We start from the raw sequence: 15,225 nt of genomic DNA, 5'->3' as shown, positions 1-15,225 counted from the left end.
TTTTTTTTGTTATAATATAAAATTTAATGTAATTTTTTGTTGAATTATATAAAATTTAATAATAAAATTAGAAGGAGGAGTAAATTGGGCTTTAGAGGGTAGGTGCAATATGAGATTAGTTAATATACTTAATGCAAAACCAGGTGATGTAATTTCCCAAACAATTCTTGATTCTTCAGGAAACATTCTTTTAAGGGAAGGAATTACTTTAACCCAAAGATATATAAATAAGCTAATTGACTTAGGAATTCATTTCATATATATTAAGGATAAATTATTAGAAGATCTTCCGCATCAAGACCACCATTTTTTAGAAATCAAAAGTCATACATTAAAAGCTTTAACAAAGGCAACTACAAGAATACAATATAATGATATAACTGAAGTAAAGAATACAATCATGACTATTTCGGAATTAATAGAATATTTAATAGAAAACAAAGACGTTAATTCTATGTTTTTAACGGAGTTAAAGACATATGATAATTATACATTTGTTCATTCACTAAACACCTGTGTTTTATCATTATTTATGGGAATTCAATTATGCTATTCCAAGCCCATGCTATTAGATTTAGGGGCAGGTGCACTTTTACACGATATAGGTAAAATGAAGATACCTCAGGAGATACTTAATAAGAACGGAAGCCTGACAGAAGAAGAATACGATATTATGAAAACCCACCCAGAAATAGGATACGATATGATTAAAGGAGCAAGCTATATAAATGAAAGAGGAAAATTAATTATATTGGAGCATCATGAAAGATTTGATGGTAAAGGATATCCTCAAGGCCTAAAGGGAGAGAAAATTTCAAAATATGCAAGAATTTGCTGTATAACGGACGTTTATGATGCTATTGCTACAGATAGAGTTTATAGAAAGGCTTTCCCTCCAAATGAGGCCTATGAATTTATTTTAGCATCAGCTGGAACTCTTTTTGATTTGGAACTTGTAAATATATTCAAGAATATATTCTCTATTTATTCAATTGGAATGGAAGTAAAGCTTTCAAATGGATATTATGCCTTTGTCGTTGGTAATAATAAAGGATTCCCGGATAAACCTAAAGTCAGGATAGTAAAAGACGAGTTTGGGAATGAGATAAAACCTTATGATATAGATTTGGTTAAACATACAAATATAGGCATAGTAGAAATAATATTTTAGGTGATTTTATGAAGTTTCTGTTTATAGTTAATCCAAAGGCAGGACATGGGAAGGCTAAGGGCTTGGTTCCGTTGATACAAAATATCTGCAATAAAAAAGGTGTAGAATTTAAAATAGAATACACAATGGCACCTGAGCATGCAACACAGATTGCCAAAGAAGGCTCAAAGTATTTTGATGTTGTTGCATCTGTAGGTGGAGATGGGACACTTAATGAAGTGGTTAACGGCATAATCGGTTCAGAGGCTGCATTAGGTGTTATACCAGGTGGAACTGGAAATGATTTTGCAAGGACGATTTATGAAGACAGCGATATAGAAAAAATATTAGAATATATCATAAACGGAGAGATAATTAGGGTTGACTTGGGTAAATGCAATGACAGATTTTTTATCAATATAGGAAGTGCTGGAATTGATAGCGAAATAGCCCATGCAGTGCAAAGGAGCAATAAAATTTTTTCTGGTAAGAGTGCATATCTTTATGGGCTTGTTAAGACGCTATTAAAATACCAAGGGAAGAACTTTAATGTTAGTATAGATGAGTATAGTTTTAATGCAAAAACATTGCTCGTAACAGCATCTAATGGAAAATATTACGGCGGTGGTATGCTGCCTACTCCTGAGGCAGATATATCAGACGGGCTATTTGATATATGCTTTATTGAGAATATGAACAAACTAAAAATACCCTTCTTGCTTAGTAAATACATAAAGGGTGAACATATAGATTTAAGAGAAGTTAGCATGTTTAAAGGAAGCAAACTTGTAATCACTTCAGATGAGGAATTTGCAGTAAATATAGACGGAGAGATAATCATAACTGATAGAGCAGAATTTGAAATATTAAAAAATGCGTTAAATGTTGTTATTCCTAGGAATAGTTGAGAAAAAAAATAATATAATGTTATTGAATCAATTGTTCGGATGGTTTTATGGACAAAATACTCATTGCAGCTATTTTTACAGAAGCAGTTTGGGAAACATTGAAGATGATAAAGAAGGACAAGTATTTTTGTTTTGACAGGATAGGCGCGATAGCTGTTGCAGCACTAATTTGCATAGTTTTTGACTTTGATGTATTTACTATGTATCTTGGGGCAAATAAAATACCCTTTGTGGGGAATATTTTAACAGGCATCCTTATTAGCAGAGGTTCAAATTTTGTCCATGACTTGCTAGGTTCGATTTCAAGCTTTTATCAGCAAAGAAAAAATGGCAACCACGAACAAAACGAATCTACTAATTGAATTTTACTATTATTTATGATAAACTGAAAAAAACGAGAACATTAATACTAAAATTTAATAAAGTTTGTTAAAGGTGCTTGAAAAGCTTAATAGGGAAAGCGGTGTAAATCCGCTGCAGCCCCCGCTACTGTATACGGCGACGAATCCAACAACCACTGTAAAACCGGGAAGGGTTGGATGAGGAGGACCCGTTAGCCAGGAGACCTGCCTTTAATGATGCTAATCCTTCGGAGGGAAGGGAGTGGCTGATTGTAAAGATATAGCCTGCCCCTATGGTAGGCTTTTTTGTATAATCTTGCCTCTACCTTTGTAGAGGCTTTTTAAATGTCAAAAATTTATTGAATTTTTAAACAAAGAGGGAGGATAAGCAATGGAATTATTAAAATCAACTATTGAAGGAATCAAACCGCTTAATATGGAGGTTGTAGAAAAAGCCAAAAAACATATCGATAATCTTACAAAGCCTATAGGCAGCCTTGGAACTTTAGAAGAAATAGGGGCACGAATGGCAGGCATCACAGGTAAAATACATAATAAAATAAACAAGAAGAATATAGTTATAATGGCCGCAGACAATGGAGTAGTTGATGAAGGTGTTAGTTGTGCACCTAAATTTATAACTAAAGTTGTTACAGAAAATTTTACTCGAGGAATTACTGGGGTTTGTGTTCTTGCAAGACAGGCGGGTGCTGAACTTACAATTGTTGATATAGGAGTTGACGCAGATTTTGACCATCCTTTGATAATTAACAAAAAAATTGCATATGGGACTAAAAATATAGCTAAAGAGGCGGCTATGAGCTATGAAGATGCAGTAAAGGCAATTGAAATAGGGATTGAAGTTGTTGACAATCTTGTAAAAGGAGGAGTTGACCTTTTAGGAACTGGTGAGATGGGAATAGGCAACACAACGACTTCGGCAGCAGTTTTAAGCGCATTATCTGGTCTTAGTCCAGATGTTGTAGTTGGCAAGGGTGCAGGACTTACAGATGAACAGCATCAAAATAAAAAGAATGTAGTGAAGAGAGCACTAGAAATAAATAAGCCTAATCCCAATGACCCCATCGATGTTATAGCAAAGGTTGGAGGGTTTGATATAGCAGGGCTTTGTGGATGCTTCCTTGCTGCTGCAAAAAACAGAGTTCCAATTGTAATAGATGGCTTTATTTCATCTGCGGCAGCGCTTTGTGCAGTAAGATTAAATCCACTTGTTAAGGATTATATATTCCCATCGCATTTGTCTGCAGAGCCTGGGGCAGTTTATATGATGAATGAAATAGGCATAGAGCCAATGCTTAATTTAAAGATGAGGCTAGGAGAAGGTTCAGGATGTCCATTGGCGTTTATGATAATAGAATCTGCACTTGCAATAGTCAATGAAATGGGTTCATTTGAGGAGGCAAATATTGTTAACGACTTTTTAGTTGACATAAGAGAGGAGAAATAAAATGATAACGCTGATAAGCGGTGGAGCACGTTCGGGTAAAAGCAAGTTCGCTGAAGAAATGCTAAAGGATAAAAATGAGGTAGTATACATTGCGACCTCAAGGATATGGGATGAAGAGATGCAGCAGCGAGTTAATTTGCATAGAAATAGGAGAAATGCAAAATGGAGAACGTTTGAGGGGACGTATAATTTAAAAGAGGCTGTTGGAAATGAGAAGTATTACCTGCTCGACTGCCTGACAAATTTGATATCGAATATAATGTTTGATATTACAGAGGGCATGGAAAAAATAGATGAAGTTACCCAGAAAAAAATAGAAGAAGTGGCCAATAATGAGATAAAAAGCCTCATTGATGAAGTGAACAATAAGAATGGAAATTTAATAATGGTCACCAATGAAACAGGAATGTCCATAGTCCCTGAAAACCATATCGCAAGGGTTTTCAGGGATATCCAAGGCAGGATAAATCAGATGGCAGCTCAAATTTCAGATGAAGTTTATATTGTTTTTTTAGGAATACCGCTTAAGTTAAAATGATTAAAGCGTTTATACTTGCAATTCAGTTTTTAACAAGGCTGCCATTGAATATTCAAGTAGATTTTGATGAAAGGACGATAAAAAAGAGCACAGCATTTTTCCCTTTTGTTGGGGTGATAATTGCTTCTATAGTATACATTCCTTTTAGATTACTAATAAGCATAAATGAAGAAATAGCTGCACTAATTACTCTATTCGTATGGATAAGCATAACAGGTGGTCTACATGTAGATGGACTTTCGGATACTGCCGATGGCTTTTTATCAGGAAGAAAAAAAGAAAAAATACTTGAGATAATGAAGGACAGTAGAATAGGTGCCTTTGGGGTTATAGCTGTTGTTTTTGATTTGCTATTTAAATTTATAATAATTAAAAATTTAAGACAAGAAGGCGCTTTAATAGGACTAATTGTTTCTATAGGATTGTCAAGGCTTCTTGTAACGTATTTGTTTGCAGTTGGTAAAAGCGCAAGAAATGAAGGACTAGGGATTTTATTTACCGGCAAAGAAACGATTAAATATTCAATCATAGGACTTTTAACCTTTTCTCTGGTTGGCATATATTTAGTTGCTTTAAGGTATGTTTTACTTTTATTTATAGGATGGCTGATAACTTATGTTCTTATGAAGATATCCTATAAAAAAATAGATGGTCTTACAGGTGATGTTTATGGTGCTTGTATTGAGATAAATGAAATTTTACTGCTCCTTCTTTGGGTGGTGATACAGTGGATTTAATATTAGTAAGACATGGTGAAACTGAGGACAATTTAAAAGGAGTTTATTCAGGAAAATCAGATGGAAGATTATCTAAAAGAGGAATTGAAGAAATTAAAATGCTAAAACCTATTATAGATAATTTTCAAATTAAAACTTGCATTACAAGCCCTTTGAAAAGAGCGATAGAAACAGCTGATATTTTGTATGATGGCGAAAAGATAATCGATGAAAGAATCATTGAGATGAATTTTGGTATATTTGAAGGTTTAAAATACGAGGAGGCACTAAAACAATTTCCGATTGAGGTCAATTCATGGAATGATGATTTTATTAACTATAAAATACCTGAGGGAGAAAGTTTGTTAGAGGTTTATAGAAGATGCGAAAATTTCTTGAATGACATTCAAAAAAATTCAGGGAATGTTTTAGTTATAAGCCATGGAGGAGTCATCCGTTGCATATTGTCATGCGTATTTGGAAATCCAGAGTTTTTTTATAAATTTAAAATAGACAACGCTTCAGTTTCAATACTTGAATACAGCAATGGATATTACTTTTTGAAGGGGCTTAATATTAAACACTGTGAAGGGAAGTGTATAGAATGAAAAGAATATTGTTTATATCAATATTCTTAATTCTTCAGAGTTTTTCAACTGCACATGCGATGCATATCATGGAAGGATTTTTACCCCTTCATTGGGCTGTGTTCTATTTCGCATTATGTATCCCAATAATAATTTTAGGGGTTAGAAAGATAACTAAACTTATAAAAGCAGATAACGAAGTAAAACTAATGCTTGCCCTCTGCGGTGCATATATTTTTCTATTATCTGCTCTTAAACTTCCATCTATCACAGGCTCAAGCAGCCATCCAACGGGAGTAGGACTAAGTGCAATTCTCTTTGGACCACTTGTGTCATCGGTTTTATCAATGATAGTGCTGTTTTTTCAAGCAGTATTCCTTGCCCATGGAGGAATTACAACCCTAGGTGCAAATACATTTTCCATGGGCATAGTTGGACCATTTGCAGCTTATTTTACATTTAAATTGTTAAAGCAAAAGAACTTGAAAATGGCAGTATTTGTATCGGCTATGATTGGAGATTTGCTGACTTATGTAACGACTGCACTGCAGCTAAGCATTGCATTTCCAGGGAAAGCAGGTGGAATTTTAGAATCCTTTATAAAATTTTCAGCAATATTTGCTATAACTCAGATTCCATTGGCTATAATTGAGGGATTGGTCACTGTAATAATATATGATTATATTCAAAGATATTTTAGCAATGGAATCGAATTGGGGGGCGAAAAAATATGAAGAACTATATTTTAATGATTATTGCAGCAATTGTGATTGTATTTTCGCTTGTTATTGGTTCTCATAATGGAGACCTTAGCGGGGCAGATGGAAAGGCAGAGGAAATGATAACTGAAGTAGCTCCTGACTATGAACCATATTTTAATAGCATATTTGAACCATCAGGTGAAACAGAAAGTCTTTTATTTGCACTGCAGGCATCTATTGGTGCATTTGTTATAGGTTATATATTAGGAAGGAAAAAGAATGATAAGGGAAGTAATATTGTTTTCGAAAAGCAGCAGAGCTAAATTTATCCATCCACTCCTAAAACTATTCTTTTGTCTGATTGCAATTGCTTTATTAGGCTATAGTAATAGCAAACTATTTTTTTCTTTAAATATTGCTTTGTTTATAATACTTCACTTGTATTATAAAACCCCCTCGTATATGGTAACTAAATTTTCAATGTATTTAATTTCATTTTACTTAATTGCTGCATTAGCGTTTTTAATCGGGGGAGATATTCAATATTTAATTACTATAACTCTAAGAGGTGCTGCAAATTCTATTGCCATAACGTTTTTGATTTTTACAACTCCACTTGATGATATATTGTTTGTATTATCAAAGCATAAGAATATATCTGAGATAATAGATATTGCAAAGTTAATGGAAAGATATGTAATACTTTTGGAGGAAGAATTGGAATTGATGATAAAATCAGCAAAATCTAAAGGAGGATTTGATTCAGCAAAAAAAAGCATTAGAACAACTTCTACAATTGCAGGAATGCTTTTTATTAATACTTTTAACAGATGGAGGGAAATAAAGGATTCAATAAATTCAAGGGGGTATAAAGGGAAATTATACTATTCAGAGTTAGAGGTTGACAATTCAATTAAAATAAATATAACAATTTTATTGCTTACTATTTTGGAGATTACAGCTTTTATCTTAACTTCTACTTAGTTTAATACATTTGCGAACAAATGATTGATTATTTTTAATTGAAGTTTAACAGATAAAGTTTTTAGTGAAAGACTTATCAAAATTTATTGGGATTCTGCCAAAACCATGATTGAAAAAAAGCATTTGGGAGGATTATCAGATGATTTACTCTTGTCCGAATTGACAAACAAATCAAGAAGTCAAGAAATCAAGTGAATGTCACTCAAAGGGGGATACAGGATGAAAAGGATTATGGTGCAGGGGACGGCGTCAAGTGCGGGAAAGAGTTTAACGGTGGCGGCCCTTTGCAGGATATTTACTCAGGATGGATATAGAGTTTGTCCTTTTAAGTCGCAGAATATGTCACTTAATTCCTATGTTGATGAAGAGGGTCTCGAGATGGGTCGCGCTCAAGTCCTACAGGCATATGCCTGCAGGATAAAGCCGAGGGCTTTTATGAATCCAATACTTTTAAAGCCTACAACCGATAGAAAAAGCCAGGTAATAATCATGGGAAGGCCATACAAGAATATGGATGCGGTGGAGTATTTTGAGTTTAAAGATTCTCTTAAGGATAAAATAAGGGAAATTTATAAGGATATCGAGAAGAATTTTGATATAGTCGTTATTGAAGGCGCAGGAAGTCCTGCTGAGATAAATCTAAAGGATAACGATATTGTTAATATGGGAATGGCAGAGATTGCGGATTCAAATGTATTGCTTGTGGCAGATATAGACAGAGGTGGAGTTTTTGCATCAATCTATGGGACTTATATGCTTTTAGAGGAAGAGGAGAAAAAAAGGATAAAGGGGGTAATAATAAACAAATTTCGCGGAGACAAATCCCTTTTAAAAAGTGGAATTGAAAAGATTGAATCATTAATAAAAGTTCCTGTTGTGGGGGTTGTTCCATATATAGATTTGAAGTTAGAGGATGAGGATGGAGCAAGCGACATAAGAACAACAACCAAAGGTGAAATTAAAATTTCCGTAATCAGACTTCCAAGGATTTCGAACTTTACTGATTTTAACGCATTTCTTTTAGATGAAGATGTTTCGTTAAGTTATGCTCAGGATGCTGAGGATTTAAAGGATGCTGATATTATTATAATCCCGGGAAGCAAAAATACTATTGAAGATTTAAGGTGGCTAAAGCAAAGGGGATTCTTTGATGCAGTAAAAAATCATAAAGGAATAGTATTTGGAATATGCGGAGGTTATCAGATGATGGGAAGGGAGATAATTGACGAAGAAGGATGGGAAACGTATAGAGGTGATAAAGAAGATGGGTTGTCCTTTTTTGAAGGAGTAACTTATCTTAAGGGCAACAAAAGGACTAAGGCAGTGATAGGAAGCGCACTTGGCAGTAAAATAGAAGGCTATGAAATACACATGGGTGAAACTTTGAACAGCCAAAAGCCCTTTGTTGAGATATTAGAGGATGAACAAACAAAATTAGACGGAGATATGGTTGAAGGAAAATACTATGGAACATACGTCCATGGTATATTCGATTCCGGTGAGTTCAGAGAAAAAATACTGAATATGGTAAGAAACAAAAAAGGCTTGGAAAACAAAATTTCAGAGGATTTTGATAAGAAAAGAGAAGAAGAATTAGACAAGCTTGCAGCAGTTTTTAGAGATAACGTTGATATAGAATATATATATAAAATAATGCAGTAAAAAGTCAATGTAAGAAAAGATAGGACTATTTTTGCTTTACCTAAATAATAGATAAAGGACGATTAGTATGATTGATATAGTTATTGCTTGTATATTAGATTTAATAATTGGCGACCCGTATAACTTCCCTCATCCAGTTAAATTGATGGGGAAATTGATATCGATTGAAGAAAAGATTTCGAGAAAATTTTTCAAAGATAAATCTTTGTATTTTGCTGGATTTTTAATTGTAATTTTAAACATTTCGTTGGCATTTATAGTTCCGTTCATGATACTGAAGATTGTTAGCTTCAATAAATATATTTATCATGCAGTAAACATTTATCTTTTATACACAACAGTAGCTGCAAGGTGCTTAAGGGATGAGGCTATTAAAATTTACCAAGCACTCAACAAATCCATTGAGGAGGCAAGATACAGGCTATCTTTTATAGTGGGAAGGGACACAAATAATTTATCTAAAAGCGAGATAATAAGAGCAACAGTAGAAACAGTTGCTGAAAACACATCAGATGGCGTCATAGCGCCTTTATTCTACGCTTTATTTGCAACTCCTTTTGCATTCGTTTATAAAATGGTAAACACTATGGATTCAATGCTTGGTTACATTAATGACAAATATAAATATATAGGATATTTTCCAGCAAAGACTGATGATTTGTTCAACTTTATCCCTGCAAGACTTACTGGAATTTTGATGATTGTATCTGGAATTTTCAAATACGATATATTCAAGGCATTAAGAATTATGATAAGGGATAGAAAAAATCATAAGAGTCCAAACTGTGCCTATCCCGAGGGGGCTGTTGCAGGACTTTTGGGTGTTCAACTTGGAGGTACCAACTACTATTTTGGACAGATAATGGTAAAGCCAACTATTGGAGATAAGATAAGGGAACTTACATCTGATGATATAAAAAGGACGATAAATATAATGTTTACAACGGAATTAATATTTTTAACAATAGCATTTTTGCTAAAAAAATGAAGATAATTCTGGAGGCAGTATGATGCACGGAGGAGATATATATTCGCACAATAAAAAAGTTATAGATTTTTCGAGCAACATAAATCCGCTTGGAGTCATGCCTGAGCTTAAGGAATATTTAATTAAATGCTTTGATGAGGTATCTGTTTACCCTGACATTAAATACAGAAGGCTCAAAAAAAATATAGCTGATTATCTAAATGTTGAGCCAAGCCAAGTTGTAGCAGGGAATGGAGCAGTAGAGATTATCAATAATTTTATACTCTTTTTTGATAGAGTAGTTGTATTCACCCCTTGCTTTTCTGAATACGTCCTAAGGGCAAAGGCATTAAATAAAGAGGTCAGAAAATTTAAATATGATTCAAATTTTGAAATCGCCATTGAAGAATTAAAAAACAATATAAGGCCCAAAGACTTAATAATATTAGGAAATCCTAATAATCCAAATGGTAAAAGGATTGATAGGGAAGTGTTAATTAATTTAGCTGTAATCACACAAGAAAAGGGAGCTTTTTTAATGCTCGACGAAGCCTTTTATGAGTTTTGTCCCTATGATTATGACAGCATTGAACTTTTAAAAAATTTTGATGATATATGCATAATAAGGGCTGCAACTAAATTCTTTGCACTTCCAGGAATTAGGCTTGGCTATGCTAAGGTTAGTGCAAACTGGGCAGAAAGATATAAAGAAATTGAACTTCCTTGGAGCATAAACAGTTTTGCAGATGCTGCAACTGAAATAATATTTAAAAATAAGGATTACATAAAAAAAAGCAAAGAATATATAAATGAAGAAAGACAATATATGCTCAACATTTTATCAAAAATAAAAAATATAGTGGCATATAAAACCGACGCAAACTTTATACTTATTAAACTTCTAAAATATGATGAAGACTTTATATATAACAGGCTTTTAGAAAAAGGAATACTGATAAGAAAATGTTCAAACATTGATGGACTCGATAAAAGCTATATTAGGATAGCAATTAAATCAAGGGAATATAACGATTTGATTTTAAAAGAATTAATAGATATATTAGGTGAATGATATGTATGAATGCAAATATCCAGGAAGCGTAGGAGAAATACTCCAAGGGAAAGTTAACGGAATAGATATTTTAGTTTCTTTCCCTATAAATATATATACAAAAGTAAAAATTATAAAAGAAAATAAAGAGAACAATTACTATAAAAGTCGTAAATTTTTAGAAAACTTATTAAACAAATGGGGAATAGAAGAAAAATTAGGCTTTGAAATCCATTCTAATATTCCAAAGGAAAAGGGATTTGCCAGCAGCACTGCAGATTTATGTGCTTTATATCACTGCATTTTAAATTATTTTGGGAGAAAATATAATATTGAAGAACTAATAGAAGAAACTATTAAGATAGAGCCTACCGACAGCATCATTTTCAAAAGGGCAACAGCATTTGATTATAAAAATGGACTTTTCTTTGAGGAAATAGGCGATTATTTTGAATTTGACGTTCTTGTATTTGAGGGCAGGGAAGGAGTAGACACAATCAAATTCAACAATGAAGTAAAAAACGACCTTTCAAAAGTTGATGACCTATACCAAATTTTAAAAGAGGCAGTAACAAAAAGGGATTTAAAATACTTAGCTGAGGTATCAACCAGCAGCATTATTAGGAATCAGCAAAGGCTTAGGTATAATATACTGGATGATGTATTAAATATTATGAAAAAAACTGATGGGCTTGGAATAATAGGTGCCCACAGTGGAAATATGCTGGGGATAATTTACGATAAAAAGAGGGAAGTAGAATTTGAAATAGCAGGTTATAAAAAATACTGGGTAAAGACTTTAGAAAAAATAACTGAAGGTGATTAGATGAAGGGGATAGTGATTTCAGCACCAAATAGCGGAAGCGGAAAGACCATATTAACATCAGGGTTAATAAAGGCATTAATGGATTTGAATTATACTGTTTTTCCATGCAAGACAGGTCCAGATTACATAGATACAGCATTTTTAGGAAGGGCAGCAAAATATATGGCACAGAACCTTGATATGCATCTTCAGGGGGATATAAAGCATGCCATAGATGTGGAAAAGGACCTTTGTATCGTAGAAGGTGCTATGGGATATTTTGATGGGATATACAATACATTTGAAAATTCAAGCTTTAACATAGCAAAAAATTTAAATTTAGATACTGTTCTAATCTATACTCCTAAGGGCGAGATGTTTTCAGCCATCCCAAAAATTAAGGGTATGGTGGATTTTGCAGGAAATATCAAGGGAATAATATTCAACAGAATATCAAAGCACTATTATGAACTATTAAAGTCAGCTTTAGAACAGCATGTGGATATAAAAGTTCTTGGCTTTATAGAAGAAAAAGATGATTATATTCTTCAATCGAGACACTTAGGACTAATCCAGTCCTCTGAAATTGAAGACATTGATAAAAAGGTTAATACTATGGCTGAAAATATAAAGAAAAATATCGATATAGAGACAATGCTGTCTCTATTTAAGGATGTTGAAGCATTTAAAAAAGCAAAATATGATAAAACAGGTTTCAGGGCAGCTATTGCAATGGACAAGGCTTTTTCATTTTACTATAGGGAGAATTTAGAGATATTGAACTCTTTATTTGATGTTACATATTTTTCGCCTATTGAAGATGATAAATTGCCTGAGTGCGATTTTTTATATCTCGGAGGAGGCTATCCTGAGGTTTTCAAAAAGGAACTTAGCAGAAATAAAACAATGTTAAATTCCATAAGACAATATTCACAAAACGGTGGATATATATTTGCAGAATGTGGAGGATTGATGTATCTAACAAAGGAAATAGATGGGTTTGAAATGACGGGAGTATTTGACGGTATAAGTTATATGACCGATAGGCTGCAAAATTTTGGATATGTAGATGTTGAAATAAAAAATGACTGCCTTATCGGGAAAAAGGGAGATAAGTTTACAGGACATGAATTTCATAAATCATTATCCCAAATTAACTGTGTAAATCTATTGACGGTTAAAAAAACAATGGGAAACAGGATAACAGAGTGCGGATATCAGGTTAATAATACCTTTGCTATGTATCAGCACGTTAGTTTTCTTGGAAGTTTTAATATAATTGAAAATATAATAAGCAATATGAAGGGAGAATAGCGATGGAAGCAATATTACTTATAAGCCATGGAAGCAGAAGCAATGAGGCAGAGAAAACATTTTTTAGGGTGGCAGAGGAATTTGAAAAATTCATTGGAATGAAAGTATATCCAACGTTCATGGAGTTTAATAGACCGGGGATAGAGATGGCTATTGAAAATATGTATAGCGACGGAGTTAGAAAAATAATTGCAATGCCATATTTTTTATATTCTGGAATACACATAAAAGAGGATGTCCCAGAAATGTTGAAATGTGCAAAGGAAAAGTATAATGACTTAATCATAGAATTTGTAGGACCAATTGATTTTCATCCATTGATGCTTGAGATACTTAAGGAACGATTAGAGGATAAGAGGGTAAGAATATGATGTATATTAAAAATCCTAATGAGATAGAGAAAAGAAGCTTTGAAATTATAATGCCAAATTTAAAATTTACCCATGGCGAATTAGAATTGCCAGTAGTCTTGAGAGCAATTCACACTACAGGCGACTACGAATACGAAAACATATTAAGATTTAAAAAGGATGCAGTAGAAGTTGGGATAAAGGCACTTAAAGAAGGCTGCAAAATATTCACCGACACGCGCATGGCCTATTCTGGGATAAACAAAAGGACACTTGAATCTATAAACTGCAGCATAGATTGTTTTGTAGATAATCCGCTTGTATTTCAAAGGTCAAAGGAAGAGGGAATAACAAGGTCCATGGCTGCCGTTGACATTGCAGCACAGAATGGAGTGGATATATTTGTAATAGGCAATGCCCCAACTGCTCTTTTCAGGATAATAGAGCACATAAAAAATGGAACACTAAATCCAAAGCTTATTATAGGAGTACCTGTAGGATTTGTTGGAGCAGCCGAATCCAAGGAAGAGTTGAGAAAAATAGATGTTCCATCAATTTCAACTGTTGGCACTAAGGGAGGCAGCAATGTTGCAGCAGCTATATTAAATGCAATTCAATATCTGGCGGTGGAAAGATGTTTATAGTTCATGAGGGTAAAAGGTTAAGATGTGGTATAACAACAGGAAGCTGTGCCGCTGCTGCAACAAAGGCTGCATTGCTTGCTCTATTAGAAAAAAGCGTTGAAACCGTCGATATAAAAACTCCAGAGGATTTAATATTGAATATAAAAGTTGACGAAACAAAGGTTGAAGATAATTTTGGGACAGCCTGTGTTACAAAGGATGCAGGAGACGATATAGATGCTACAGATAAAATAAAGATATTTGCAAAGGTAAGATTTAGGGAGGATGATATTATAAATATAGACGGTGGAGTAGGAGTTGGAAGGTTTATTATAGACTCTCCCTATGGCAAAAAAGGGCAGGCAGCTATCAATAAGGTTCCGAGGGAGATGATTAAAAGGGCTGTTAGGGAGGTTACACAAAGGGGAGTAGATGTAATAATATTTGCACCTGAGGGTGTTGAGGTTGCAAAAAATACATATAACCCGAGGCTGGGAATAGAAGGCGGCATTTCAATTATAGGAACTAAGGGAATTGTTTATCCAATGTCGGATGATGCCATGAAAAAGACTATATACATGGAACTTGAGATGATAGTTAAAAGAACTGATAAGGTAATTTTCACCTTCGGAAACCACGGTGAAAATTATATTGAAAAGATAGGACTTAAGGGAGAGGTTGTTAAAACTTCCAACTACGTAGGAGATGCTCTATTATACGCAAAGGAGCTTGGCTTTAGGGAAATAAAAATTGTTGGACACATAGGAAAAATGTGCAAGATTTCAATTGGTGCCTTTAACACCCATAGCAAAATAGTTGATTCGAGGATGGAATCCTTTGTTTATTATCTAGCCAAGTTAGGAGCAGGCATTGATGTAATAAATAAGATTGAATCGTTTAAAACTGCCGAAGAGGCTGCAAATTATATTATGGATTCTGAATACGCAAAAGTCCTAGATAATATGAAAAAGGGAATCGAAGATAGAATAAAGGCCTATTTAAAGGATGAAACATTTAGTATTGAAGCTATAATATATACCTTCAGAATGTTAGGGTGATT

Annotated in this window: 18 protein-coding genes and 1 riboswitch; all 18 genes read left to right on the top strand. The window is 33.7% G+C overall.

What is annotated here, in order from left to right:
* Positions 1–109 precede the first annotated feature (109 nt).
* Positions 110–1,171: an HD-GYP domain-containing protein gene (locus ABG79_RS11365; protein ID WP_057979591.1), complete on the top strand. Its 1,062-nt coding sequence runs from the start codon at positions 110–112 to the stop codon at positions 1,169–1,171.
* Positions 1,172–1,179: 8 nt separating this feature from the next.
* Complete coding sequence (locus ABG79_RS11360; RefSeq protein WP_057979590.1) at positions 1,180–2,058, top strand: diacylglycerol/lipid kinase family protein; 879 nt, start codon at positions 1,180–1,182, stop codon at positions 2,056–2,058.
* Positions 2,059–2,105: 47 nt separating this feature from the next.
* A complete protein-coding gene (locus tag ABG79_RS11355; RefSeq protein WP_057979589.1) occupies positions 2,106–2,420 on the top strand; it encodes a hypothetical protein in 315 nt (104 codons plus the stop codon).
* Positions 2,421–2,474: 54 nt separating this feature from the next.
* Positions 2,475–2,646, top strand: a riboswitch (cobalamin riboswitch).
* Between the two features lie 144 nt (positions 2,647–2,790).
* Positions 2,791–3,867 carry a nicotinate-nucleotide--dimethylbenzimidazole phosphoribosyltransferase gene (cobT, locus tag ABG79_RS11350; protein ID WP_057979588.1) on the top strand — a complete coding sequence of 359 codons (1,077 nt, stop codon included), beginning with the start codon at positions 2,791–2,793 and terminating at the stop codon, positions 3,865–3,867.
* A 1-nt stretch (position 3,868) separates the two neighbouring features.
* Positions 3,869–4,405, top strand: coding sequence for a bifunctional adenosylcobinamide kinase/adenosylcobinamide-phosphate guanylyltransferase (gene cobU, locus ABG79_RS11345; protein ID WP_057979587.1), 537 nt, complete (start codon positions 3,869–3,871; stop codon positions 4,403–4,405).
* The gene (gene cobS / locus ABG79_RS11340; RefSeq protein ID WP_057979586.1) at positions 4,402–5,142 is read left to right on the top strand and encodes an adenosylcobinamide-GDP ribazoletransferase; all 741 of its coding nucleotides are present in this window, start codon (positions 4,402–4,404) and stop codon (positions 5,140–5,142) included. The genes cobU and cobS overlap by 4 nt, the downstream gene beginning before the upstream one ends.
* On the top strand, positions 5,133–5,729 hold the full coding sequence (locus ABG79_RS11335) for a histidine phosphatase family protein (RefSeq protein ID WP_057979585.1): 597 nt from the start codon (positions 5,133–5,135) through the stop codon (positions 5,727–5,729). The genes cobS and ABG79_RS11335 overlap by 10 nt, the downstream gene beginning before the upstream one ends.
* Entirely contained in the window at positions 5,726–6,442 is a 717-nt protein-coding gene (locus tag ABG79_RS11330; protein WP_057979584.1) for an energy-coupling factor ABC transporter permease, read from the top strand. The genes ABG79_RS11335 and ABG79_RS11330 overlap by 4 nt, the downstream gene beginning before the upstream one ends.
* Positions 6,439–6,732 carry an energy-coupling factor ABC transporter substrate-binding protein gene (locus tag ABG79_RS11325; protein WP_057979583.1) on the top strand — a complete coding sequence of 98 codons (294 nt, stop codon included), beginning with the start codon at positions 6,439–6,441 and terminating at the stop codon, positions 6,730–6,732. Before ABG79_RS11330 ends, ABG79_RS11325 begins: the two co-directional genes overlap by 4 nt.
* Positions 6,689–7,393 carry a CbiQ family ECF transporter T component gene (locus ABG79_RS11320; protein ID WP_057979582.1) on the top strand — a complete coding sequence of 235 codons (705 nt, stop codon included), beginning with the start codon at positions 6,689–6,691 and terminating at the stop codon, positions 7,391–7,393. The genes ABG79_RS11325 and ABG79_RS11320 overlap by 44 nt, the downstream gene beginning before the upstream one ends.
* Positions 7,394–7,612: 219 nt before the next feature.
* Complete coding sequence (locus ABG79_RS11315; protein WP_057979581.1) at positions 7,613–9,055, top strand: cobyric acid synthase; 1,443 nt, start codon at positions 7,613–7,615, stop codon at positions 9,053–9,055.
* Positions 9,056–9,122: 67 nt separating this feature from the next.
* Positions 9,123–10,043 (top strand): adenosylcobinamide-phosphate synthase CbiB, encoded by a 921-nt coding sequence (gene cbiB, locus ABG79_RS11310; RefSeq protein ID WP_057979580.1) that lies wholly within the window; start codon positions 9,123–9,125, stop codon positions 10,041–10,043.
* Positions 10,044–10,065: 22 nt separating this feature from the next.
* The gene (locus tag ABG79_RS11305) at positions 10,066–11,094 is read left to right on the top strand and encodes a pyridoxal phosphate-dependent aminotransferase (RefSeq protein WP_242859337.1); all 1,029 of its coding nucleotides are present in this window, start codon (positions 10,066–10,068) and stop codon (positions 11,092–11,094) included.
* Position 11,095: 1 nt separating this feature from the next.
* Complete coding sequence (locus ABG79_RS11300; protein ID WP_057979578.1) at positions 11,096–11,899, top strand: GHMP family kinase ATP-binding protein; 804 nt, start codon at positions 11,096–11,098, stop codon at positions 11,897–11,899.
* Positions 11,900–13,192, top strand: coding sequence for a cobyrinic acid a,c-diamide synthase CobB (locus ABG79_RS11295; RefSeq protein WP_057979577.1), 1,293 nt, complete (start codon positions 11,900–11,902; stop codon positions 13,190–13,192).
* 2 nt (positions 13,193–13,194) lie between these two features.
* Positions 13,195–13,563: a sirohydrochlorin chelatase gene (locus ABG79_RS11290; RefSeq protein WP_057979576.1), complete on the top strand. Its 369-nt coding sequence runs from the start codon at positions 13,195–13,197 to the stop codon at positions 13,561–13,563.
* Positions 13,560–14,186 (top strand): precorrin-8X methylmutase, encoded by a 627-nt coding sequence (locus ABG79_RS11285; protein WP_057979575.1) that lies wholly within the window; start codon positions 13,560–13,562, stop codon positions 14,184–14,186. The genes ABG79_RS11290 and ABG79_RS11285 overlap by 4 nt, the downstream gene beginning before the upstream one ends.
* Positions 14,177–15,223, top strand: coding sequence for a cobalt-precorrin-5B (C(1))-methyltransferase CbiD (gene cbiD / locus ABG79_RS11280; protein WP_057979574.1), 1,047 nt, complete (start codon positions 14,177–14,179; stop codon positions 15,221–15,223). Before ABG79_RS11285 ends, cbiD begins: the two co-directional genes overlap by 10 nt.
* Positions 15,224–15,225 lie beyond the last annotated feature (2 nt).

The organism is Caloramator mitchellensis (genome assembly GCF_001440545.1).
In the GTDB taxonomy this organism is placed as follows: domain Bacteria; phylum Bacillota; class Clostridia; order Clostridiales; family Caloramatoraceae; genus Caloramator; species Caloramator mitchellensis.
The sequence above is the reverse complement of the archived record's forward strand: the minus strand, read 5'-3'. Positions and strand labels throughout refer to the sequence as shown.

Coding starts and splice junctions, on each gene's coding strand:
- ABG79_RS11365 (WP_057979591.1), top strand. CDS start 110: ATGAGATTAGTTAATATACTTAATGCAAAACCAGGTGATGTAATTTCC.
- ABG79_RS11360 (WP_057979590.1), top strand. CDS start 1,180: ATGAAGTTTCTGTTTATAGTTAATCCAAAGGCAGGACATGGGAAGGCT.
- ABG79_RS11355 (WP_057979589.1), top strand. CDS start 2,106: ATGGACAAAATACTCATTGCAGCTATTTTTACAGAAGCAGTTTGGGAA.
- cobT (WP_057979588.1), top strand. CDS start 2,791: ATGGAATTATTAAAATCAACTATTGAAGGAATCAAACCGCTTAATATG.
- cobU (WP_057979587.1), top strand. CDS start 3,869: ATGATAACGCTGATAAGCGGTGGAGCACGTTCGGGTAAAAGCAAGTTC.
- cobS (WP_057979586.1), top strand. CDS start 4,402: ATGATTAAAGCGTTTATACTTGCAATTCAGTTTTTAACAAGGCTGCCA.
- ABG79_RS11330 (WP_057979584.1), top strand. CDS start 5,726: ATGAAAAGAATATTGTTTATATCAATATTCTTAATTCTTCAGAGTTTT.
- ABG79_RS11325 (WP_057979583.1), top strand. CDS start 6,439: ATGAAGAACTATATTTTAATGATTATTGCAGCAATTGTGATTGTATTT.
- ABG79_RS11320 (WP_057979582.1), top strand. CDS start 6,689: ATGATAAGGGAAGTAATATTGTTTTCGAAAAGCAGCAGAGCTAAATTT.
- ABG79_RS11315 (WP_057979581.1), top strand. CDS start 7,613: ATGAAAAGGATTATGGTGCAGGGGACGGCGTCAAGTGCGGGAAAGAGT.
- cbiB (WP_057979580.1), top strand. CDS start 9,123: ATGATTGATATAGTTATTGCTTGTATATTAGATTTAATAATTGGCGAC.
- ABG79_RS11305 (WP_242859337.1), top strand. CDS start 10,066: ATGCACGGAGGAGATATATATTCGCACAATAAAAAAGTTATAGATTTT.
- ABG79_RS11300 (WP_057979578.1), top strand. CDS start 11,096: ATGTATGAATGCAAATATCCAGGAAGCGTAGGAGAAATACTCCAAGGG.
- ABG79_RS11295 (WP_057979577.1), top strand. CDS start 11,900: ATGAAGGGGATAGTGATTTCAGCACCAAATAGCGGAAGCGGAAAGACC.
- ABG79_RS11290 (WP_057979576.1), top strand. CDS start 13,195: ATGGAAGCAATATTACTTATAAGCCATGGAAGCAGAAGCAATGAGGCA.
- ABG79_RS11285 (WP_057979575.1), top strand. CDS start 13,560: ATGATGTATATTAAAAATCCTAATGAGATAGAGAAAAGAAGCTTTGAA.
- cbiD (WP_057979574.1), top strand. CDS start 14,177: ATGTTTATAGTTCATGAGGGTAAAAGGTTAAGATGTGGTATAACAACA.